The sequence below is a fragment of the Hymenobacter psychrophilus genome (assembly GCF_900107135.1).
GTDB classification, from domain to species: Bacteria; Bacteroidota; Bacteroidia; order Cytophagales; family Hymenobacteraceae; genus Hymenobacter; species Hymenobacter psychrophilus.
Window position 1 is genome coordinate 1 of the sequence record NZ_FNOV01000011.1, and the last position, 18,735, is coordinate 18,735.

19 protein-coding genes are annotated in these 18,735 nt (G+C 62.5%); 12 read left to right on the forward strand and 7 right to left on the reverse strand.

Annotation, left to right across the window (positions count from 1 at the left end; translation table 11 throughout):
• Both BLW21_RS15965 and BLW21_RS21240 read left to right on the forward strand, forming a co-directional pair.
• On the forward strand, positions 1 to 309 hold a 309-nt coding region (locus tag BLW21_RS15965), incomplete at its 5' end, for a transposase (protein ID WP_139255252.1).
• Positions 310 to 412: 103 nt separating this feature from the next.
• Positions 413 to 679, forward strand: coding sequence for a hypothetical protein (locus BLW21_RS21240; protein ID WP_139255253.1), 267 nt, complete (start codon positions 413 to 415; stop codon positions 677 to 679).
• Between the two features lie 193 nt (positions 680 to 872).
• Here BLW21_RS21240 and BLW21_RS15970 read toward each other — a convergent pair whose 3' ends face one another.
• Entirely contained in the window at positions 873 to 2,738 is a 1,866-nt protein-coding gene (locus BLW21_RS15970; protein ID WP_092741863.1) for an LTA synthase family protein, read from the reverse strand.
• A 292-nt stretch (positions 2,739 to 3,030) separates the two neighbouring features.
• Between BLW21_RS15970 and BLW21_RS15975 the strand changes: the two genes are divergently transcribed.
• Positions 3,031 to 5,220, forward strand: coding sequence for a glutamine synthetase III family protein (locus BLW21_RS15975; protein ID WP_092741865.1), 2,190 nt, complete (start codon positions 3,031 to 3,033; stop codon positions 5,218 to 5,220).
• Positions 5,221 to 5,831: 611 nt separating this feature from the next.
• On the opposite strand, the gene BLW21_RS15985 is transcribed toward BLW21_RS15975, so the two are convergent.
• The 3 genes from BLW21_RS15985 to BLW21_RS15995 form a co-directional block, all read right to left on the reverse strand.
• Positions 5,832 to 6,254: a hypothetical protein gene (locus tag BLW21_RS15985; protein WP_092741869.1), complete on the reverse strand. Its 423-nt coding sequence runs from the start codon at positions 6,252 to 6,254 to the stop codon at positions 5,832 to 5,834.
• A gap of 163 nt (positions 6,255 to 6,417) precedes the next feature.
• Positions 6,418 to 6,780, reverse strand: coding sequence for a hypothetical protein (locus BLW21_RS15990; RefSeq protein ID WP_092741871.1), 363 nt, complete (start codon positions 6,778 to 6,780; stop codon positions 6,418 to 6,420).
• Positions 6,781 to 6,912: 132 nt separating this feature from the next.
• Entirely contained in the window at positions 6,913 to 7,383 is a 471-nt protein-coding gene (locus BLW21_RS15995) for a hypothetical protein (RefSeq protein ID WP_092741873.1), read from the reverse strand.
• Positions 7,384 to 7,654: 271 nt separating this feature from the next.
• On the opposite strand from BLW21_RS15995, the gene BLW21_RS16000 reads away from it, so the two are divergent.
• Together BLW21_RS16000 and BLW21_RS16005 are read left to right on the forward strand one after the other, a co-directional pair.
• Positions 7,655 to 8,629 (forward strand): NAD(P)H-quinone oxidoreductase, encoded by a 975-nt coding sequence (locus BLW21_RS16000; RefSeq protein ID WP_092741875.1) that lies wholly within the window; start codon positions 7,655 to 7,657, stop codon positions 8,627 to 8,629.
• Between the two features lie 107 nt (positions 8,630 to 8,736).
• Positions 8,737 to 9,417 carry an NAD(P)H-binding protein gene (locus BLW21_RS16005; RefSeq protein WP_245711925.1) on the forward strand — a complete coding sequence of 227 codons (681 nt, stop codon included), beginning with the start codon at positions 8,737 to 8,739 and terminating at the stop codon, positions 9,415 to 9,417.
• 52 nt (positions 9,418 to 9,469) lie between these two features.
• Here the strand turns inward: BLW21_RS16005 and BLW21_RS16010 are convergent, their stop codons facing one another.
• Positions 9,470 to 10,666 (reverse strand): lactonase family protein, encoded by a 1,197-nt coding sequence (locus BLW21_RS16010; RefSeq protein ID WP_092741877.1) that lies wholly within the window; start codon positions 10,664 to 10,666, stop codon positions 9,470 to 9,472.
• A gap of 190 nt (positions 10,667 to 10,856) precedes the next feature.
• Between BLW21_RS16010 and ispG the strand changes: the two genes are divergently transcribed.
• From ispG to BLW21_RS16030, 4 genes are read left to right on the forward strand one after another with little or no spacing between them, the layout of a single operon-like run.
• Positions 10,857 to 12,920 (forward strand): (E)-4-hydroxy-3-methylbut-2-enyl-diphosphate synthase, encoded by a 2,064-nt coding sequence (ispG, locus tag BLW21_RS16015; RefSeq protein WP_092741879.1) that lies wholly within the window; start codon positions 10,857 to 10,859, stop codon positions 12,918 to 12,920.
• A 44-nt stretch (positions 12,921 to 12,964) separates the two neighbouring features.
• Entirely contained in the window at positions 12,965 to 13,183 is a 219-nt protein-coding gene (locus tag BLW21_RS16020; RefSeq protein WP_092741881.1) for a hypothetical protein, read from the forward strand.
• Positions 13,180 to 13,446 (forward strand): Txe/YoeB family addiction module toxin, encoded by a 267-nt coding sequence (locus BLW21_RS16025; RefSeq protein WP_092741883.1) that lies wholly within the window; start codon positions 13,180 to 13,182, stop codon positions 13,444 to 13,446. The genes BLW21_RS16020 and BLW21_RS16025 overlap by 4 nt, the downstream gene beginning before the upstream one ends.
• A gap of 45 nt (positions 13,447 to 13,491) precedes the next feature.
• Complete coding sequence (locus BLW21_RS16030; protein WP_092742127.1) at positions 13,492 to 14,157, forward strand: Rossmann-fold NAD(P)-binding domain-containing protein; 666 nt, start codon at positions 13,492 to 13,494, stop codon at positions 14,155 to 14,157.
• Between the two features lie 152 nt (positions 14,158 to 14,309).
• Here the strand turns inward: BLW21_RS16030 and BLW21_RS16035 are convergent, their stop codons facing one another.
• A complete protein-coding gene (locus tag BLW21_RS16035; RefSeq protein WP_092741885.1) occupies positions 14,310 to 14,765 on the reverse strand; it encodes a nuclear transport factor 2 family protein in 456 nt (151 codons plus the stop codon).
• A 140-nt stretch (positions 14,766 to 14,905) separates the two neighbouring features.
• Here BLW21_RS16035 and BLW21_RS16040 point away from each other — a divergent pair, with 140 nt between their 5' ends.
• The 3 genes from BLW21_RS16040 (at position 14,906) to BLW21_RS16045 (ending at position 17,564) form a co-directional block, all read left to right on the forward strand.
• The gene (locus BLW21_RS16040; protein WP_092741887.1) at positions 14,906 to 16,678 is read left to right on the forward strand and encodes an AMP-dependent synthetase/ligase; all 1,773 of its coding nucleotides are present in this window, start codon (positions 14,906 to 14,908) and stop codon (positions 16,676 to 16,678) included.
• Between the two features lie 89 nt (positions 16,679 to 16,767).
• The gene (locus BLW21_RS21585) at positions 16,768 to 16,941 is read left to right on the forward strand and encodes a DUF6728 family protein (RefSeq protein ID WP_175471008.1); all 174 of its coding nucleotides are present in this window, start codon (positions 16,768 to 16,770) and stop codon (positions 16,939 to 16,941) included.
• Positions 16,942 to 17,195: 254 nt separating this feature from the next.
• Positions 17,196 to 17,564, forward strand: coding sequence for an MmcQ/YjbR family DNA-binding protein (locus tag BLW21_RS16045; RefSeq protein ID WP_092741889.1), 369 nt, complete (start codon positions 17,196 to 17,198; stop codon positions 17,562 to 17,564).
• 22 nt (positions 17,565 to 17,586) lie between these two features.
• Here the strand turns inward: BLW21_RS16045 and BLW21_RS16050 are convergent, their stop codons facing one another.
• On the reverse strand, positions 17,587 to 18,507 hold the full coding sequence (locus BLW21_RS16050) for a bestrophin family protein (RefSeq protein WP_092742129.1): 921 nt from the start codon (positions 18,505 to 18,507) through the stop codon (positions 17,587 to 17,589).
• Between the last annotated feature and the right edge of the window lie 228 nt (positions 18,508 to 18,735).

The following is an 18,735-nucleotide window of genomic DNA, read 5'->3' on the forward strand; positions in this document are numbered from 1 at the left end:
ACCGTGCTACCGGAACTGCTGGCCGCCCTGCCCGAAAAGCCCGGCGCTGTGGTGGCCGATAAGGCCTACGACACGAACGCCGTGCTAGCGGCTGTGGCCGGGCAACACGCGCAAGCCGTGATTCCGCCTAAGGCCAACCGGATAGACCAGCGGGCCTATGATGAGAACCTGTATGCGGACCGCAACAAAGTCGAACGCTTCTTTGGCCGGCTTAAGGAGGCGCGGGGCTTTGCCACCCGCTACGAGAAAACCGCCACCTGCTTCTTAGCCGGCGCTCACCTGCTCGCCGCCCTCGATTGGCTCCGATGACTGTCCACACAGTCTAGGTAAGAGCAAAATCGAATGCACTGTATTTTTAAAAAATAAAAAATTTGCAATTTCTCCAAGCAATGTAGATACTAAAAGAGCCTATATGTATACTGACTTGGTTAGCAATAATTCTGTATTTAATTCAGAAATTGATGGATATAAAGATGGAATATGGGTTATCTACAATCCATCCAATTATGTTGAGGCTATTAAATACTATGAAAACAAGAAAATTTACTTAGTTGCGTTTTTTAGAAAAAATGGCTCTATAAAAGCAATTGACTGGTATGAAAACGGAACCAAACGAGAATTTGGCAATTGGCATTATGATAAAAAAGGGAAGATATTAAACCAATCCCCTGATTTTTAAATAAGTTATTTAGGATAAATTAGATAAGATTAAGATAATTATTGTAGATTAAAAAAACTACTGATTCGCCCTAGTTAGGAATAATTTAATGACGAACGTATTAAATTTGCTTCTATGTAGGCTCCCCCATAAGGTAGGCCAGCCAAAATAGAGCTTTCGCCATCCATCACGAAGCTACGCCCCAGCCACTCCCTCACTTCCCCAGAAAATCCCCGAACGACACCTGCTCGTACGCGTGCCCGAAGCGCAACTGCCGCCGGGAAACGGCCGAATCGCGCTCGATGACGCGGCGGGCCACGTTGTCGTAGGTGACCGTGCCGGCGGGCGTGGCCACGCCGAAGCCGTCGGTGAAGCAGTAGAAGGCCGCGCCGCCGGGCCAGGCGGGCGGGGCGGGGGCCAGCAGGTCGCGGCTCCAGGGGAAGTTGGTGGCGGGCAGGTTCAGTTGGTGCAGGAGCGTGGCGGCCACGTCGGTTTGCGAGCCGTAGGTGCTGACCTGCCGGCCCCGGGCGGTGGGGGCCAGCGCGCCGCCGGTGAGCAGCAGCGGGATGCGAAACTTGGCCGGGTCGTGGTTGGGCGAGCCGCCGGGCTGGGGGTGGCCGTGGTCGGCCACCAGCACCACCAGCGTGTTCGGCCACCAGGGCTGCTGCCGGGCCGTTTGCAGGAACCGGCCCAGCACGTGGTCGGTGTAAAACACGGAGTTGCGGAACCGGCTGGCCTCGTCGGCGCCCGGGAAGCGGGCACGCATGGGCACGTCGAAGGGCTCGTGGGAACTCAGGGTGAAGGCCGTCACGAAAAACGGGGCCGGCTGCTTCGGCAACTCTTGCTGCAGCCTATTGAACAGTACGTGGTCGTGGGCGCCCCATTTGGCGTTCTGGTCCTGGGCCGCAAAGTCGGCCCGCTCGGTGAAGCGCTGGTAGCCGGCCGTGACGAGGTAGCTTTTCATGTTGGCGAAGGCCAACTCGCCGCCGTGGTAGTAGGCCGTGGAGTAGCCCTGCTCGCGCAGCACCCGGGCTAGGTGGGGCAGCCGCTCGGTTTTGCGCGGATACTTGATAATGCTGGTGGCCGGCTGGTTGGGGTAACCCGACAGCAGCGCCACGAGGCCCTTCTGGCTTCGGTCGCCGGCCGCAAACACGTTGCGGAAGGCCACGCCGGTGCGGCTCAGGCTGTCGAGGGTGGGCGTTACGCCCCGCTCGCCGCCCAGGTGGCCCACCAGCTTGCCCGTGAAGCTCTCCAGAATAATAAACAGCACGTTGGGCTGGCGCAGGCCGGGGCGCAGCAGCCGCATGGTATCGGGGCCACCCGGTTGGTAGAGGCTGGCGCTGAGGCGGGTGGCGGCGGTGTCGGGCAGGAACTGGTAGGGGTTGCGGGTGGAGTTCTGCAGAAACAGCGAGTTGAGCACGTTCCAGGGCACGTTGATGGCCGCGTGGTTGGCAAACGGCACCGCCGAAAAGTACACGTCGCCCTGGTTGATGGGAATCTGCTGCAGGCCTCCGCGCAGCGGCACGGCCAGCAGCACCAGATACAGCAGCCCCGCCAGTGCCGCCCGGCCCCGCCCGAAGCCCGCCGGCAGCTCCGGCAGCCGGCCCACTACTCCTTTATATAAGCCCCAGCCCGCGCCCAGCAGCGCCAGCCACAGCCCCAGCAACAGCCCCAGCATCCCCGGAGTAGCCGAAGCCGCCGCCTCGCCCGGCGTGCGCAGGTACTGCAGCGGCGTGGCATCGAGCCGGAAGCCCCAGGGACCGTACAGGGCCAGATCGGCTACCGTGAGCAGGGCCACCAGCGCCACCAGCGCGCCCGTCAGCCATCGCAGGGCCTTGTCGAGCCCAAACCGCGGGCCGGCCAGGCTACCGACCACGAACAGCAGGAAGGGGGCCAGGCACAGGTAGGCCGCCGCCGAAGCATCGAGCCGCAACGCGTGGCCGAAGATGCGCGGCACCGTGCCGGCCGGCAGCGCCAGCGTGCGCGGCAGGTAGTATACCAGAAACAGGACCCGAACCAGTCCGAAATACAGCAGCCAGAACAGGAAGTAGCGCGGCTGAAACGCAAAGCGGCTTTTCACGCCCGCAAAGGTAAAGCCCCGGCTCCGATGTGACCCGCGCCAGTTGCCCGGCCGGTACCACCCGGCTTTTTTGTGCCGCCCCTCGGAAAGCTCCACATTTTACAGAATAGACCTGCATCTTACCAAAGAGGGGTAAAATAATATAGGCTTTACCCAGCAAAAGGGTAGTTATATCGAGAAAGTGGGTGCAAAATTGAGGGACTCTAATCGTTTTATATACATGGTTCGTATATTTGACCCTGTAAATAAGCAGTACACTCCTATATTTTCCTCCGCGCAATTCGTTTCCCCAATGGCCATTCTCCGCTTTAAAGCCCTTGAGCAAGTTACCCAACGCCAGCCGCTGGCCGTCGTGAACACCGGGGAGCGGCGCTCCGACAGCTTCGGCAAGAACGTGTTCAACCTCGACGCCATGCGGGCCACCATGCCCGGCGAGTACTTCAAGAAGCTGCAGGCGGCCGTCAAGCAGGGCAACCCCGTGGAGCGCAATGTGGCCGACGCCGTGGCTTCGGCCATGAAAACCTGGGCCATGGCCAAGGGTGCTACCCACTACACCCACTGGTTTCAGCCCCTGACCGGTGCCACGGCCGAAAAGCACGACTCGTTCTTCGACCTCAACTCCGACGGCCGGCCGGTCGAAAACTTCAAGGGTTCGGCCCTGGTGCAGCAGGAGCCCGATGCGTCGAGCTTCCCCAACGGCGGCATCCGCAACACCTTCGAGGCCCGCGGCTACACCGCCTGGGACCCCACTTCGCCCGCCTTTATTATTGAAACCGGCGGGGCTAAAACGTTGTGTATCCCCACCATTTTTGTGGCCTACACCGGCGAGGCGCTCGACTACAAAGCCCCGCTGCTCAAGTCGCTGGAAATCCTCGAGAAGGCTGCCCTCGATGTGTGCCACTATTTCGACAAGGACGTGGCCCGCGTGACGACTACGCTGGGTATCGAGCAGGAGTATTTCCTGGTCGATAAGGCCCTGTACGCCGCCCGGCCCGACCTGATGATGACCGGCCGCACCCTGTTCGGGCACTCGCCCGCCAAGGGCCAGCAGCTCGACGACCACTATTTCGGCTCCATTCCGGCCCGCGTGCATGCCTACATGCTCGATTATGAGGAGGAAGCCAACAAGCTCGGCATTCCGTTGCGCACCCGCCACAACGAGGTAGCGCCCCACCAGTTCGAGTGTGCCCCCACCTTCGAGGATGCCAACCTGGCCGTCGACCACAACCAGTTGCTGATGGACGTGATGGCCCGCGTGGCCGACAAGCACAACTTCAAGGTGCTGCTGCACGAGAAGCCGTTTGCCGGCGTAAACGGCTCGGGCAAGCACAACAACTGGGCTTTGAGCACCGATACGGGTGTAAACCTGCTTGCTCCCGGCCGCCGGCCCAAGGAAAACCTGCAGTTCCTGGCCTTCTTCATTACCACCATCAAGGCCGTGCACCGCCACGCCGATTTGCTGCGCGCCAGCATCGCCTCGGCCAGCAACGACCACCGCCTGGGCGCCAACGAGGCCCCACCGGCCATCATGTCGGTGTTCGTGGGCTCGATGCTCGACTCGGTGATGAACGAGCTGGAGCGCACGGCCAAGGTGCCGCTCGATAAGGGCGACAACATCTACCTCAAGCTCGGCATCGATAAGATTCCGGCCATTCTGCTCGACAACACCGACCGTAACCGCACCTCGCCCTTCGCCTTCACCGGCAACAAGTTCGAGTTCCGGGCCGTGGGCTCGTCGGCCAACAGCTCATCGGCCGTTACCACGCTCAACACCATCGTGGCCGACCAGCTTATCGATTTCAAGAACTCGGTTGACCAGCTGATTGCCGATGGCCGCAAGAAGGAAGTGGCCATTGTGGAGGTGCTGCGCGAGTACGTTATCAGCTCCAAGGCCATCCGCTTCGAGGGCAACGGCTACTCCGACGAGTGGAAGGAGGAAGCCGTGGCCCGTGGCCTGAGCAACGTGCCCACCACGCCCCAGGCCCTCGACGCCATCGTCACGCCCGAGTCGGCCGCACTGTTCGAGCGCCACCGCATCTATTCGCCGGTCGAGCTGCACGCCCGCCACGAGATTGTGCTGGAAGATTACGTCAAGAAAATTCAGATTGAAGGCCGGGTAATGGGCGATTTGGCCATCAACCACATCGTGCCCACGGCCCTGGCCTACCAGACCAAGCTGGTAAACAACGTGCGCGGCCTGCGCGAGCTGGGCCTCGACGACGAGTTCACCAACGGTACGCTCGACACCATCAAATCCATCTCCCGCCACGTAGCCACCATTAAAACCCAGGTGGCGGAAATGATTAACGCCCGCAAAGCGGCCAACAAACTAACCGACACCCGCGAGCAGGCCATTGCCTACTGCGACGAAGTTAAAGTGCATTTCGACGCCATCCGCCGCTCAGTAGATAAGCTGGAGCTGATGGTGGACGATGAGGACTGGCCCCTGGTAAAGTACCGCGAACTGTTGTTCCTGCACTAGCGCCAGGGTCAGAGTCGGGCCGGAGTTGGGTGGGAATTTTTCTCCGCGCCCCGATCTTAGAAAGGCCGCATCCGGGGGATGCGGCTTTTTTTGTGGGGTTGCCGGGGTGGGGTAAGCTGTTTAGCTCATCAAATCGTTTCATTGGCCAACTCCCGTCGCAGGTCGGCGCAACCAGTCACGAATGATAATGCCAATGGCTCCAATCTGAAGAGCGGTGGCCGAAAGGTTCAGAACAGTTTGAAACCAGGGTGCGGTGAGTTGGGGCAGTTGTATCAAGTATAGGATTGTACCTGATATGCTAAACAAGAGCAATAACGCTTTAGCCCAATAGCTACCTGATCGTACCTTCCAGGCCATGCGAACCAATAGTAAAAGCGTCAGGAGAAGAGCAAAATAGAATATGGTTTTACTGAAATAAGTAGGCGTGAAGCCTGGCCAGTAAAGTAGAAGCGCACCGGTAGAAATAAGCAAACTTGACAAGTATAAGTTTGAAGCTTTGCGGTCGTTGGCCGGGATAATAACTGCCATAGTAATGCTATACCGAACGTGCTAATGCAATAACCGAAAAGCGTTGCAGTCTTACTCCTAACAACCGGCTATCAATATGCCCCTTACGCCGCTACCCCCCGCTGCGCCTGCCGCAGCCAGGCTTTGGCCTCCTCTACATCCCCGAACATCTTCATCTGCAGCCGGCCGCCGATGCCCAGGTGCATGGCCTCTGCCGAAATGGCGGCCAGCGCCTCGGGGCTGACGACGTGGGCGAAGTGGGTGAGGCCCTGAGCCAGGGCGCGCGGGGCCCAGTCGGTTACAATCCACTCCACGGCGTGGTCCCAGGGGCCGATAACCTGGCGGTTATCATTGAGCAGGTAGGGGCAGGCGTGCGCGCGCAGGGGCGCCAGGCAGGCATTGGCCCCGGCCACAATGCCGGTGTAGGTCTGGTAGCCCACCCAATCGTTGTACACCCACTGGTTGGCCGGGTCGTAGGCGATGGTGAGGTACACTTTGCCGAAGCCGTTGGTAAGTTCTTGCGTCATGGAGAAGAGGGGGCGGGGCCGCGGAGTGGGGCCTGTCCCTCAAAAATGCGGAAATACTACCAGCCTGCCAAACGCCGGGTGCCGTGCCCGTTACTTAGGGCTGAGGCTTAGCCCTAAGTAATAATGCCCCGCGCCGGCCGGGTCGCCGGCGCAGGGCGGCCCTTCAGGCAAACGGCACCAGCGCGGCCAGCAGGGTAGTGGTGATGCGGTGCCACTGCGGGTAGGGCCAGCTGGTACCGGCGGCCGTGCCGGCGTGGCTGATGTCGCGGCGGGCGGCCGCGACCCAGCCCAGCAGCACGGCGCGGGCCGGCAACGACTGGCCCGAGTGCAGAGACATCGGCCACTGACTGACGGGCCAGGAGTCGAGTAGATACTCGGCCTGATCGGCAATACGACCCAGGCGGGCGGGGGTGTAGGGGTCGGAGGAGGGCAGGTGGCGCGCGGCGCGGTACAGGTCGCGCAGGGCAGTTCGGGCGGGCGGAAACAGCGTGGCTTCGGTCGCAGCTGAGGCAGCAGTATCTTTCATGTGGGGCCACTTACGACCCGGTTTTGGGGTTCGGATTTCCCGCCAGGGCATAGAAAAGGTAAAAAACAAATAAAATTTATACCAGGAATTATTTGCCCGATATATGAGTTGTAGGCCGCCTCAAGCCAAATTTCAGGCCGAAAGCTGCGCGGGTGGTTCGTGGTCGTTGGGGAGCCACTGGGCCCCGGTTCCGTGGTCGGGGGCGAGGCGTTTCCAGGTGGCGGCCCGCAGTTCGTCGAGGCGCCGGAGCGTGTCCTGCACGGTGGCGTGCTGGCCTACTTTCTCGAACAGGCCCGACTTATGCCCGGCCTTCAGCAGCTGCTCGACTACCAGGGGCAGCACCCAGCCCACCACGTTGCTGGCCAGGGCCCCGCGCAGGCCCAGGCGCAGCAGCAGCCGGGCGGCCATGCGCTCGAGCAGCAGCGCCCGGGCCACGGGCAGGGCTTTGCCCACCAGAAACTCGCGCACCAGCTCGCCGTTGCCCTGTAGTACTTCGGCCCGCAGCACATCCTGCACCGCATCGAGGGCGGAGCGGGTAGCTTTGCGGAACAGCCGGCCGGTCTGCCAGGCCGCCAGCCGGCCTGTTTGCCCGGCTGAGCGCAAAAACCGGGGAACTTGAAGCGGGATTCTCATAGGGTGGAACGATGAGCCTCCGGGGAGAAGGCAGGGAGCAGGCAAAGAGTAGTGCGGGGCAATGGCGGGCTGGTGCAGCCGGCGAACGGCCGGAACGCCGCCCGGAGAGCGAACCCGGGCTTGGCCGCCACCAGCGCAGGGCCCGCGGACCCTGCAATACCCTAGAAAGCTGTTTGCCCGTAAAGCCCAGCTTACGTTCACTTGGGCGGGTGGTTGCCCGCCTGCCCTTACTACCAATGCCATGAATGCTATTGTTATCCGCCAAGCCGGGGGCCCGGAGGTCCTCGAACTCCAGCAGTGCCCGCGCCCCGAGCCCGGCCCCGGCCAGGTGCTGCTGCGGGTGGCCGCCGCCGGCGTCAACCGCCCCGATGTGCTGATGCGCCAGGGCAAATATGCCGGCGCCAACGAGGTGGCCGGCCTCGTGCCGGGCCTCGAAGTAGCCGGCCACATAGAAGCCTGCGGCCCCAATGTAACCCGCTGGCAGCCCGGCGACGCCGTGTGCGCCCTGTTGGGCCAGGGCGGCTACGCCGAATATGCCGTGGTGGAGGCCGGCCACTGCCTGCCCATTCCGGCCGGCCTTAGTCTGCCCGAAGCCGCCAGCCTGCCCGAAACGGCCTTTACCGTGTGGCACAACGTATTTCAGCGCGGGGGCTTGCTGCCCGGCGAAACCCTGCTGGTGCACGGTGGCAGCAGCGGCATCGGGGTGCTGGCCGTGCAACTGGCTTACGCCCTGGGCAGCCGGGTGGCTACCACGGCCGGCTCGGCCGAAAAATGCGCCGCCGTCGCCCGCCTCGGGGCCGATATCGTCGTCAATTACAAGGAGCAGGATTTTGAGGCCGTGGTAGCCGCTGCCGGCGGGGCCGATGTGATTCTGGACATGATTGGTGGCGACTACACGCCCAAAAACCTGCGCCTGCTGCGCGACGATGGCCGGCTGGTGTTCATTAATGCTATGCAGGGCGCGGCCGCTGAGTTCAACGCCCTCGACGTCATGCGTCGCCGCCTCACCATCACGGGCAGCACGTTGCGGCCCCGCTCGGCCGAGTTCAAGGCGGCGCTGGCGCGGGAAGTAGAGCAGCATATCTGGCCCGTAGTAGCGGCCGGGCGGTTGCGGCCCGTTATCGAGCGCACCTTCCCGCTGGCCGAGGCCGCGCAGGCCCACCGGCTGATGGAGGGTAGCAGCCACATTGGTAAAATAGTGCTGCTGATGCAGTAGTCCCGCTTTCAAAACTTTTAGCCAACGAAAGTGTGGTACCATCGTTAGCCTTGGGCAGGCTACGGTTGAGCTAGAATTGCCCCCTGACTTTTAAATCATCAGTTACTATGGATACCGCACTCCTGATTGGGGCCACTGGCCTCGTGGGCGACTACCTGCTGCGGCAGCTGCTCGCCGACGAGCAGTTCCGCCACCTCAAAGTCTTCACTCGCCGGCCTACCGGCTACCAGAACCCGCGGCTGGAGGAGCATATAGTGGATTTCGACCAGCCGCGCACCTGGAACCACCTGCTGCAGGGCGACGTGCTGTTTTCGAGCCTGGGTACTACCCTGGCCCAGGCCGGCAGCCAGGAAGCGCAGTACCAGGTCGATTACAGCTATCAGTACCAGGCCGCCCAGGCAGCGGCCGAAAACGGGGTGCCGGCCTACGTGCTGGTATCCTCAAGCGGGGCCGATGCCGATGCGCTGATGTTTTACAGCCGCATGAAGGGCGAGCTGGAGCGCGACGTCAAGCGGCTGCCCTTCCAGCGCATCCGCATCCTGCAGCCCGGCATCCTGGCGGGTCCGCGGGCCGAAAGCCGGCCGGCCGAAAAAATAGGCCTGTGGCTGGCCACGGCGGCCAGTGCCATGCCGCTGCTGCGCAGCTACCGCCCCATTCATGCCCGCACCGTGGCCCGCGCCATGCACCACGCCGCCCTCGACGAAACCCCCGGCGTGCAAACCGACAGCCTCGAACAGGTATTTACCCGGGCCGGGAAGACGGAACAAGTTCACGGAAAGCAGATGTAACGCTGGCTGCTTCGCCCGGCCGCTTGCCTGTATGCCTGCAAGTACTGCCTGCTTAGCGGGCCATAAAATCAGGCAGTACTTGCAGGGAAACCGGCTTGGGCACCGTGGCCGTGTGGCCGGTTGGCGTGAGCAGGCCGGTTTGGGCATCGACGCGAAACGTGACGAGGGAGTTGGAGCTCTGGTTGGCTACCACCAGCAGGCGGCCGTCGGGGCTAAGGGCGAAGTTGCGGGGCGTCTGGCCCTGGGTACTCACGGTTTGCAGCAGGATCAAGCGGCCGTCTTCGGCGGCCACGCTGAAAACGGCCAAGCTGTTGTGGCCGCGGTTGGAGCTGTATACAAACCGGCCGCTGGGGGCCACGTGAATGTCGGCGGCGGTATTGGGGACCGAAAAACCGGCCGGTAGGGCCGAGAGTGTGTTTACTTCGTCGAACCGGCCGGCAGTTGTATCGTAGCGCAGGGCCGTAACGGTCGAGGTCAGTTCGTTGGCCAGGTAGGCCCAGCGGCCGTTGGGGTGGAAGGTGAGGTGGCGCGGCCCCGCGCCGGGCTGGGTTGTGAAGGCCGGTGCAGCCAATGGCTCCAGCTGGCCCCTGGCCGCATCGAGCCGGTAGCCCACCACCTGGTCAATGCCCAAATCGACGGCGAAAGCAAACCGGCCGGCCGGGTCGGGGATGATGCAGTGGGCGTGGGGCTTTTCCTGTCGCTCCCGGTTCGGGCCGGAACCTTGGTGCGCATTGGTGGTCGCGGCGGCCTTTAGCTGCCCGTCGGAAGCCAGGGGCAGCAGGGCCACGCTGCCACCCGAGTAGTTGGCTACCAGCACGGCCTGGTTGTCGGGGCTCAAACTCAGGTAGCAGGGGTCGGCCCCGCCCGAGGCCTGGCGGCCCTGGGGTGTCAGCTGGCCCGTTCGCTGGTCGATGGCATAGGCGCTGACGAAGCCGCTGGCCGCTCCCTCAAACTGGCCTACTTCGTTGGCGGCGTACAAGTAGCGGTGGCGGGCGTCGAGCGCGATAAATGACGGATTAGCTCCGGCCTTTTCGGCCCGCAACCGGGTTAGCGCCCCGTCGCTGCCGAGCCGGTAGAGGAAAATACTTTCTGCCTCCGCTTCGGCGTAGGTGCCCACATACACCAGGTAATCGGGCCGGGCGCTGGCGGGCAGGTGGCCCGCCCCACAGCCCCCCAGCAGGGGCAGGCCGGCCAGGGCCAGGGCTACGAGTTGCAGAAAACGGCGGCGGGAGAAACCAGTGAGGCGCATGGGGCAGGCGGGAAAAGGGGCGGAGTAGCGGCCAAGATAGAGCCCCGGCTCCGGGAATAGGCGGTGAGGGCAAAGTTGAGCTGGGTTTTAGGCGGCCCACCGGCGGCGGCCGGGGCTTGGCCGCTGCCCGGTAGCGCGTACCTTTGCCCTGCCAGCGCAACTTTCATCCGCGGCCTCCGGTTTTCTTCCTATGAACAAGACGTATTGCCCCAGCCTGACCGAGTATAAGCGCCGCTTGAGCCGCGAGGTGAAAATCGGCGACCTGCCGATGGGTGGCCTGAACCCGATTCGGGTGCAGAGCATGACCACCGTGGACACCATGGACACGCTCGGCTCGGTGGAGCAGACGCTGCGCATGGTAGAGGCCGGCTGCGAATACGTGCGCATCACGGCCCCGAGCACCAAGGAGGCCCAGAACCTGCTCGAAATCAGGAAGGAGTTGCGCAAGCGCGGCTGCAACGTGCCGCTGATTGCCGACATCCACTTCACGCCCAACGCCGCCGAGCTGGCCGCCCGCATCGTAGAAAAAGTGCGCGTAAACCCCGGCAACTACGCCGACAAGAAGAAGTTCGACCTCATCGAGTACACCGATGCCAGCTACGCGGCCGAGGTGGAGCGCATCCGGGAGCGGTTCCGGCCGCTGGTGCAAATCTGCAAGCAGTACGGCACGGCCATGCGCATCGGCACCAACCACGGCTCCCTCTCGGACCGCATTCTGAGTCGGTACGGCGATACGCCGCTGGGCATGGTGGAGTCGGCGCTGGAGTTTCTGCGCCTCTGCGAGGAGGAGAATTACTACGACGTGGTGCTGAGCATGAAGGCCAGCAACACTCAGGTAATGGTGCAGGCCTACCGCCTGCTGGTGCAGAAGCTTGACGAGGAAGGTCTGCAGCCCTACCCGCTGCACCTAGGCGTAACCGAAGCCGGCGAGGCCGAAGACGGCCGCATCAAGAGCGCCGTGGGCATCGGTACGCTGCTCGAAGACGGCCTCGGCGACACCGTGCGCGTCTCGCTCACCGAAGCCCCCGAAGCCGAAGCCCCGGTGGCCCGCATGCTCATCAACCGCTACACGAACAGGGCGGCAGAAGCAGATCCAATTAAAGCTGTTAGCGCAGAGCTGTTAGCTGATAGCTTTCCGTCGAACAAAAAAGCGAACAGCGAACAGCTATCAGCTAACAGCTCAATAAACAGCCCCATCAACCCCTTCCAGTACCACCGCCGCGACACGCACGAGGTACTCAATTTTGGGGGGCTGAACGTGCCGCGGGTAGTGACCGACCTGTCGCGGCTGCCGCGGCTGGAGTACGCCGATTTGCGGGCCGCCGGACAGCTGTACTCACCGTTTCTGGACAAGTTTCAGATGAGCGACCTGGGGGCCGACTACATCTACACCGGCGAGCGGCCGGCGCCTTTTATGCTGCCCAACGGTCTGCGCGAAATCGTGACCCACGGGGCCTGGCGGGCCGCCGGCCAGCGCGCCGACCATTACCCGTTGCTCACCATCGATTCGTACCTGCATGATGAGGCTAAGCTGCATCCGGAGCTCAATTTCCTGCTGATAGACTTGGCTAGTGTAGATGCCCAGCTACTGGCGCGGCTGCGGCCGGAGCGACGGGTAGTGCTGGTGCTGGATACGGCCAACGCGCACGCCATGCCCGAAATGCGGCAGGCGTTTTTCGCCCTCATCAAAGCCGGCGTAACCTGTCCGGTGGTGGTGCGCCGGGTGTACTCCATGGGCAACCCTGCCCAAACCCAGCTCGACGCCGCCACCGACGTGGGCGGCCTGCTCATCGACGGCCTCGGCGACGGTATCTCGCTCTGCACCGATGTGCTGCCCACCAGCGACCAGGAGGCCCTGCTGCGCGACATCGACGGCCTCAACCAGCTCAGCTTCGGCATTCTGCAGGCGGCCCGCACGCGGATGAGCAAAACCGAGTACATCAGCTGCCCCAGCTGCGGCCGCACCCTGTTCGATTTGCAGGAAACCACCGCCATGATCCGCAAGCGCACCGACCACCTGAAGGGCGTGAAAATCGGCATTATGGGCTGCATCGTGAACGGCCCCGGCGAAATGGCCGACGCCGACTACGGCTACGTGGGCGTGGGCAAGGGCAAAATTGCCCTCTACCGCGGCCAGGAGGTCATCAAGAAATCGGTGCCCGAAGAACAGGCCGTGGACCAGCTCATCGACCTCATGCGCGAAGACGGCCGCTGGGTGGAAAAGGAGTTTCTGGGGGAGCCGGTGGTGGGGTAGAATGCTGAACTGTAATTATCCCGATTTAGATTATCTTCCATCGTATGGAAATCACTTTTGAAGTACCTGCTGAAAGGGTCGCCTTCATGCTGGAAATGCTGCGAAACCTGAAATTCGTCAGCAATCCGCGACCTATTGACCCCGCCGTGGTTGATACTACGGCCTATCTGAATGCTTCGCCCGCTAACGCCGAGCGTCTACGGCAGGCTTACGAGCAGTTTGATGCGGGCAAGCGCGTCGATTTTAGTCTTCCCGCCGAATGAGGTACGCCCTGGCTTTCGTGCCGGTGGCGTGGGAAGATTATCAATATTGGCAGCAAACCGACAAAGCTATTTTGAGGCGGCTACACGCGCTGCTAAAGGAGTTGCAACGCACTCCGCTCACGGGTACTGGTAAACCGGAACTGCTGAAACATGAGCGGGCCGGTACTTGGTCGCGCCGTATTACGGATGAGCATCGGCTCGTGTACCGGATTGAAGGAGACGTAGTATGGCTGCTCCAATGCCGCTACCATTACGGGAGGTGAAAATCAACGCTGAAACATTCGCCCAACTCATCCGTCCTCATGCCCATGAAACTACGTGTAATCGTGACCGGGGCGACCGGGATGGTGGGGGAAGGGGTCCTGCTGGAATGCCTCAACAACCCCGATGTGGAGCAGGTGCTCAGCATCAGCCGGCGGCCCAGCGGGCACCAGCACCCGAAGCTGCGGGAGCTGCTGCACGAGGATTTCCAGAATCTGGCGCCCATTGCCGACCAACTGACGGGCTACAACGCCTGCTTCTTCTGCCTCGGCGTGTCGGCGGTGGGGCTGAAGGAGCCGGAGTACCGCCACCTCACCTACGACCTCACCCTGCACTTCGCCCGCACCCTGCTGCAGCGCAACGGCCCTGACCTCACGTTTTGCTACGTGTCGGGCGCGGGTACCGATTCCTCGGAGCAGGGCCGCCAGATGTGGGCGCGGGTGAAGGGCGAAACCGAAAATGCCCTGCGGCAGCTGGGTTTCCGGGCGGCCTTCCTGTTCCGGCCTGGCTTCCTGCAAGCCACGCCCGGCCAGCAGCACGTGCTGTCGTACTACAAGTACTTCGGCTGGCTGTACCCGGTAGTGCGGGGGCTGGCGCCTAAATACGCTTCCACGCTGGTGGAGCTGGGCCGGGCCATGCTCCACGTCAGCCAAAGCGGTTACCCGAAATCAGTGCTCGAGGTGCCGGATATCGTGGCGGCGGCAAAGGAATAATAGCCAGAACGGTGTAGAGACGCGTATTCGCGTCTCGTCGTTGCTGACATTGTTTAACAGGTGATGTGCTGGCTGTTGGGGTGCCAACCGTTCAACGACGAGACGCGAATACGCGTCTCTACACCGTGCGGGCGTTAGCATGCAGAATCGCATTACTTACACTTCTCCTTGCGGCGCGTGTCGATAACGTGGGCGATGCGCCAGCCGTCGGCCAGCTTTACCAGCTGAAACGAGTTGTAGCCGCAGTGGCTGAAGGTGCTGCCCAGGTAGAACTCGTAGGGCGTCCAGACGCTGGCCAGGTTGGCGTCGATGAGTACTTTTTCAAATGTGATGCGCTCGTCCCAGACTTCGGGGTGGGGCGTGCCCACGGCCCGCAGCAAGGCTGCTGGGCTTTCGGGGTGGACCGCGGCCGGGCCGGTGGTGATGGTATGAAACACCGCTCCCGGGGCCAGCGTGGCGCGCACGGCGGCGCTGTCGCCGCGGCGCATGCCCTCAAAGAACTGGCGAACGGTTTGCTGCACGGCCTCCGTTTCGGCGTTTGGCTGGGTTTGGGCGAAGGCGGCCGGCGCGCTCAGCAGCAGCAACGGCAACAGCAGCAGGGGGTTCATAGGCGGAGCAACGGCGCGGATAAGTGTCTCTGAAGCGAATGTAGTCTGATAAAATTAGGGCCTGGCACCGTTGCCACCGCGAAGCCGGCTATTTTTGACTGACTGTTGCGGTTCCGGCCGCTTACTCCGCCCTGTTTTCTATGACGTTTTCCCGCACCTTCGATTTGCTGGCCCACTTGGCCGAAACCACCCCGCAGGCCGACTGCCTGGTAGAAAAGCGCGACGGCCGCTGGCAGCCCCGCAGCGCCCAACAGGTGCAGCAAAGCAGCGACCAGCTCAGCCTGGGCCTGCGGGCGCTGGGCGTGGGGGCCGGCGACAAAGTGGCCATCATCTGCGCCAACCGGCCCGAGTGGGTGGTGGCCGATATGGCTATTGCCCAGCTTGGGGCCGTGAGCGTGCCCATGTACCCCACCATCACCGTCGACGATTACCGCCACATTTTCCAGGATGCCGGCGTACGGGTGGTGCTGGTAGAGGGCAGCCCGCTGCTGGACAAAGTGCGGCAGGCCGTGGCTGGGCTCGAAGCCGGCCCCGAGCATATCTTCACCTTCGAGCCCACGCCCGGCGTGCCCTCGCTGGCCGACCTGCTAAGCCAGGGCGCCGCCGCCGACCCGGCCGAGCTGATGCCGCTGAAGGCCGCCGTGCAGCCCGACGATTTGCTCACGCTCATCTACACCTCGGGTACCACCGGCCGGCCCAAGGGCGTCATGCTCAGCCACCGCAACATCCTCTTCAACTGCGAGAACCTGCTGAGCTACCTGCCGCTGGCGCCGGGCTCGAAAACGCTCAGCTTTCTGCCTTTGAGCCACATTTTCGAGCGCACGGCCACGTTTCTGTACCTGCAGCTGGGCTTCAGCATCTACTACGCCGAGAGCGTGGAGCGCATTGCCGACAACCTGCGCGAGGTGCAGCCCCACGCCTTTACCACCGTGCCGCGCCTGCTCGAAAAGATATTCGACAAGATTGTGGCTACCGGCCAGCAGCTGACGGGCACTAAACGAAAGCTCTTCGACTGGGCCCTGGCGCTGGGCCTGCGCTACGACACCCAGCAAGACCAGGGCTGGTGGTACAACGCCCAGCTGGCGCTGGCCAACAAGCTCGTCTTCAGCAAGTGGCGGGCCGCCCTGGGAGGCGAGGTGCGCTTTATTATCTGCGGCGGCGCGGCGCTGCAGCCGCGGCTGGCGCGGGTGTTCTGGGCGGCCGGCATCCGGGTGATGGAAGGCTACGGTATGACCGAAACCTCGCCCGTAATTGCCGCCAGCCGCCCCGAGCCCGAGGGCAACCTGATTGGGGCCGTGGGCCCGGTGCTGCCGAATGTGGAGGTGAAAATTGCCGCCGACGGCGAAATCCTGACCCGCTCGCCCTCCGTGATGCGCGGCTACTACAACCGGCCCGACCTCACGGCCGAGGTGCTCGACGCCGACGGCTGGCTGCACACCGGCGACATCGGCGAGCTGGTGCAGGGCAGGTTTTTGAAAATCACTGACCGCAAGAAGGAGATGTTCAAGAACGCCAACGGCAAGTACGTGGCCCCCCAGCCCCTGGAATCCAGGCTGTCGGAGTCGGCGCTGGTAGAACAGGTGATGGTGGTGGGCGAGGGCGAGAAGTTTACGGCCGCGCTGCTGGTGCCGGCCTTCGCCGAGTTGCGCACCTGGGCCGCCGGCCAGCAGGGCCTGCTCGCCGGGATGTCGGATGAGGCGTTGGTGGCCCATGCGCAGGTGCAGCAGCGCTACGAGCAGCTGTTGGAAGAAGCCAATGCCACGTTTGCCCAGTGGGAGCAGATCAGGAAAGTGGCGCTGCTGGCCACGCCCTGGAGCGTGGAATCGGGCGAGCTGACGCCCACGCTCAAGTTGAAGCGCAAGATTATCCGCCAGAATAATCTGCTACGCCTCGAACAGCTTTACCGCGGCTAGGGCCGCTATTCCAGTCATTTAGGAGCCAGCCGGCAAATCTTTTTCCGGCGGCCGATGTTATATTTCCGAACCCGCAACTTCTTCTTCTCATGCGCAAAAATCTGTTCGACCTCGGCCCCGCTCTTGGTTATTTCTTCCGCAAGAATGACCCCAGCCGGCCCTCCAATTTCAACCTCCGGACCATGCACTTCATCAATAAGCTGAGCATTTCGATGTTTCTGGTGGCTTTGGTGGTGTTGCTCTACCGCTGGTTTATCCGGTAAAAACTTTAGCTACTGGCTGCTGGTGCCGGGTTGCCCAAAGCCCCGGTGGGGCGGCCCATCGGTAGCAAGGCTAGCTGACCCAGGCCCCGGCGGGGCGCCACCAATCGGTGAACCGGTGGTGTCGCCCCGCCGGGGCTTTACATTGTTCCGCTCTTCGCACATGGGGGCTACCGATATGCCGCCCCGCCGGGGCCTCAGAATATCCAGCAGCACAAGCTCTGACCACTGGCAACTGAAACCAAGCCACTGATACTATGCATATTGAAGATTTCCGCGACTATTGCCTGCTGAAAGCCGGGGTGACGGAGGAAACGCCGTTCGGGCCCGAAACGCTGGTGTTCAAGGTGGGCGGTAAAATCTTCGCCCTCACCGACATCGATACCTTCGCCAGCCTCAACCTTAAGTGCGACCCGGAGCGGGCCCGGCAGCTGCGCGAAGAGCACGACTACGTGCTGCCCGGCTACCACATGAACAAGAAGCACTGGAACACTGTGCTCATCGGCACGGGCATCCCCGAGCGGCTGCTGCGGGAACTGCTCGACCATTCGTATGGCCTTGTGCGCGCCTCGCTGACTAAAAAGCAGCAGCAGCAGCAGCTGGCTGATGCGGAAAAGCAGGAGTAGGGCAACCGGCCGCCCGGGGCTGTCAGTCGATTATATAGCCGGTTTGGGCTTTGGGCCAGATGGGAGTGTCCTGGTCGGCCATTTCAAGCAGGGTGGTTTCAATCGTCAGGCTCATGGCGTTTAGTGCCAGGTCGTTGGGCTCCGTGCCGAAGGGCTCCTCGATTTCTCCGATGATGGCATCCAGCGCCATAAATGTGTAGCCAATAAATACCACCACGAGCGGCGTGGCCCAGCTAATGCTTTCTACCAATCCGAAGGGCAGCAAAAAGCAGTACAGGTACACGGTACGGTGCAGCAGCACGCTGTAGGTATAGGGCACGGGGGTGCCGGCCAGCCGTTCGCATCCGCCCACAATGTCGGATAGCTGGTTCAGGTTACGGTCGAAGGCCAGCTGGGTGGTGGCATCCAGGTGGCCGGTTGCGCGGGCCTCCTGGAGCCAGCGGCCCATTTCGCGCAGCAGCAATACCGGCCGAAAATGAGCCTGCTGCACCGTATGGGCAAGTTCTGGCGGCAGCAGGCGCTGCAAATCGGCCCGGGGGTTGGTGTGGCGGAGCTGGTGGCGCAGGGCATGGGTGAAGGCAATGAGCAGCCGCACGAAATGAACGGCCGGTGCCGAGCCGGCCGGGTAGCCGCTCATGGTCAGGGCCTGCCGCGCCAGCGAGCGGGTATCGTTGAGCAAGGCGCCCCAGAGCTTGCGGCCCTCCCAGTACCGGTCGTAGCTGACGTTGTTGTAGAAGCCCAGAAAAATAGCCAGGGCCACCCCAAAAAGCGTGAATGGCGCAGCCGTAAGCGGCACCCGGTAGTGAAAAACAGTGCCGTGAAAATACGTAACCCCCACCGACAGCGCCAACAAAATCAGGAGGCGCGGCAGCACCTGCCGCAGCACCGAACCCTGCCACACGAACAGCATGCGGAACCAGTTGTATCTCGGTCGGACAATCATAAAGCTGCGCAGAAAGTTGAAAAGCACGCCCGGCTAAGCTTATTGAAGCCGCAGGCCGAGCCGGTTAAGGCAAATCGGCTTTCGAGGCCGATTCGTAGGCCCGCTTACGCGCGGCGGGCCGGTTTGGCCGGCGCTTACAGCTGTGGCCGGTCAGAAAGAGGCGCTGGCTGAAAAAGCAGCAAGGCCCGCCGGACGAATCCGGCGGGCCTTGCTGCGCTTAAATGACCT

Excerpts from the sequence above, each read along its gene's own strand:
- BLW21_RS16000 (WP_092741875.1), top strand. The coding sequence starts at position 7,655 with ATGAATGCTATTGTTATCCGCCAAGCCGGGGGCCCGGAGGTCCTCGAA.
- BLW21_RS16025 (WP_092741883.1), top strand. The coding sequence starts at position 13,180 with ATGAGGTACGCCCTGGCTTTCGTGCCGGTGGCGTGGGAAGATTATCAA.
- BLW21_RS16010 (WP_092741877.1), bottom strand. The coding sequence starts at position 10,666 with ATGCGCCTCACTGGTTTCTCCCGCCGCCGTTTTCTGCAACTCGTAGCC.
- ispG (WP_092741879.1), top strand. The coding sequence starts at position 10,857 with ATGAACAAGACGTATTGCCCCAGCCTGACCGAGTATAAGCGCCGCTTG.
- BLW21_RS16035 (WP_092741885.1), bottom strand. The coding sequence starts at position 14,765 with ATGAACCCCCTGCTGCTGTTGCCGTTGCTGCTGCTGAGCGCGCCGGCC.
- BLW21_RS16040 (WP_092741887.1), top strand. The coding sequence starts at position 14,906 with ATGACGTTTTCCCGCACCTTCGATTTGCTGGCCCACTTGGCCGAAACC.
- BLW21_RS21585 (WP_175471008.1), top strand. The coding sequence starts at position 16,768 with ATGCGCAAAAATCTGTTCGACCTCGGCCCCGCTCTTGGTTATTTCTTC.
- BLW21_RS15975 (WP_092741865.1), top strand. The coding sequence starts at position 3,031 with ATGGCCATTCTCCGCTTTAAAGCCCTTGAGCAAGTTACCCAACGCCAG.
- BLW21_RS15990 (WP_092741871.1), bottom strand. The coding sequence starts at position 6,780 with ATGAAAGATACTGCTGCCTCAGCTGCGACCGAAGCCACGCTGTTTCCG.
- BLW21_RS16020 (WP_092741881.1), top strand. The coding sequence starts at position 12,965 with ATGGAAATCACTTTTGAAGTACCTGCTGAAAGGGTCGCCTTCATGCTG.
- BLW21_RS16050 (WP_092742129.1), bottom strand. The coding sequence starts at position 18,507 with ATGATTGTCCGACCGAGATACAACTGGTTCCGCATGCTGTTCGTGTGG.
- BLW21_RS16030 (WP_092742127.1), top strand. The coding sequence starts at position 13,492 with ATGAAACTACGTGTAATCGTGACCGGGGCGACCGGGATGGTGGGGGAA.
- BLW21_RS21240 (WP_139255253.1), top strand. The coding sequence starts at position 413 with ATGTATACTGACTTGGTTAGCAATAATTCTGTATTTAATTCAGAAATT.
- BLW21_RS16045 (WP_092741889.1), top strand. The coding sequence starts at position 17,196 with ATGCATATTGAAGATTTCCGCGACTATTGCCTGCTGAAAGCCGGGGTG.
- BLW21_RS15985 (WP_092741869.1), bottom strand. The coding sequence starts at position 6,254 with ATGACGCAAGAACTTACCAACGGCTTCGGCAAAGTGTACCTCACCATC.
- BLW21_RS16005 (WP_245711925.1), top strand. The coding sequence starts at position 8,737 with ATGGATACCGCACTCCTGATTGGGGCCACTGGCCTCGTGGGCGACTAC.